Annotated in this window: 2 protein-coding genes; both read left to right on the top strand. The window is 70.9% G+C overall.

Annotated features, from left to right (window positions below):
- Nucleotides 1-768: EfeM/EfeO family lipoprotein (locus C4U44_RS40950; protein ID WP_146088472.1), on the top strand; the 768-nt coding region annotated here is incomplete at its 5' end.
- Nucleotides 765-1,934 (top strand): iron uptake transporter deferrochelatase/peroxidase subunit (gene efeB / locus C4U44_RS40945; protein ID WP_103891215.1); only part of this gene is annotated, 1,170 nt, incomplete at its 3' end. The genes C4U44_RS40950 and efeB, both read left to right, overlap by 4 nt.

Raw genomic sequence — 1,934 nt, 5'->3', positions numbered from 1 at the left:
TCTTCGCTGCCGGTGACCGTGCACGACCTGATCCCGCCGACCCTGGACTACCAGAAGTGGATCCAGGCCCGGATGGCGGAACTGTCCACCGACACCGGCACCTTGAACAGCGACATCGACCACGGCAACCTGGCAGCAGCCCGCCGCGACTGGCTGACCGGACACCTGGTCTACGAGCGGATGGGCGCGGCCTACGACACCTTCGGCGACGCCGACAGCGTGATCAACGGCACCACCACCCTGGGCACCAACCCCGCGGCCGACCCCGGCTTCACCGGCTTCCACCGGATCGAATACGGGCTGTGGCACGACGCCACCGCGGCATCACTGCGCGGCCAGGCCGCGACCCTGGACAAGGCCGTCAAAGCCCTCAAGAAGCAGTGGAGCACGCAGCAGATGGACCCCGCGAACATGGGACTGCGCGCGCACGAGATCATCGAGAACGCCGAGCAGTTCGAGCTGACCGGCCGCACCGACTACGGCAGCGGCACCAACCTCGCGACCGCCTTGGCGAACATCGACGGCACCCGCGAGATCCTCGCCGAACTGCACCCGCTACTGAAGACCCGCGACCCCGGACTCGCCGAACTCGACGCGTCCCTGGACCGCACCCAGGCGGCCCTCGACGCCCAGCACGACGACGGCCGGTGGACCCCGCTGCGGGACCTGACCCGAACCGAACGGGAGAAGATCAACGCCGACTTCGGTGACCTGCTGGAACAACTCGCCCCGGTAGCGGCGATCTTCGACGTACGGAGGACGGTATGACCAGCGGCACCCACGACCCCCGCAGCGAGGGCGAGCTGCGGCGGCGCGGCTTCCTGCGCGGCGCGGCCGTCGGCGTCTCAGCCGTCGGCGCCGTGGCAGGCGGCGCGGCCGCCCTGAGCGGATCCCACGCCGCCGCCGCGACCCCCTCCCCCGCCACCAAGCCCGCACCCGCACCGTTCCACGGCCCCCACCAGGCCGGCATCACCCAAACCGTCCAGCCCTCCAGCGTCTTCCTGTCCTTCGACGTCACCGCCGCCGACCGGCGGGAGCTGACCGAACTGCTGCACACCCTCACCGCACGCGCCCGCTTCCTGACCACCGGCGGCACCCCCGCAGCCCTGGGCATCACCGACTCCCCCTCCGACAGCGGCACCCTGGGCCCCCGCGTCCCCGGCGACGGCCTGACCGTCACCACCGGCGTCGGCGCCTCCCTGTTCGACGACCGCTTCGGCCTCGCCGACCGCCGACCCGCCCGGCTGACCACCATGCCCGCCTTCGCCGACGACGACCTGCAACCCGACTGGTGCCACGGCGACCTCAGCCTCCAACTCACCGCCCCCCACCCCGACACCGTCCTGCACGCCCTGCGCGACATCACCCGCCACACCCGCGGCGCCATGCAGGTGCGCTGGCGCATGGACGGCTACACCAGCCCACCCCGCCCCACCGGCACCCCCCGCAACCACCTCGGCTTCAAAGACGGCACCGCCAACCCCGACATCACCGACCCCGCCACCGCCCAACGCCTCCTGTGGACCGACGGCAACGGCGAACCCCCCTGGACCACCGGCGGCACCTACCAGGTCGTACGCCTCATCCGCATGCTCGTCGAATTCTGGGACCGCGTCTCCCTCACCGAACAAGAACGCATGTTCGGCCGCGCCCGCGACACCGGCGCCCCCCTCGACGGCGCCCACGAATTCGACACCCCCCACTTCGCCCAGGACCCCATGGGCGACGTCATCCCCCTCGACAGCCACATCCGCGTCGCCAACCCCCGCACCCCGAAAACCGACGACTCCCGCATCCTGCGCCGCGGCTACAACTACGACCGCGGCATGGACACCGACGGCAACCTCGACATGGGACTCATCTTCATCTGCTACCAGCAGGACCTGGAACGCCAGTTCACCACCGTCCAAAAACGCCTCGCCGGCGAACCCCTC

The organism is Actinacidiphila yanglinensis (genome assembly GCF_900107965.1).
In the GTDB taxonomy this organism is placed as follows: Bacteria; Actinomycetota; Actinomycetes; order Streptomycetales; family Streptomycetaceae; genus Actinacidiphila; species Actinacidiphila yanglinensis.
The sequence above is the reverse complement of the archived record's forward strand: the minus strand, read 5'-3'. Positions and strand labels throughout refer to the sequence as shown.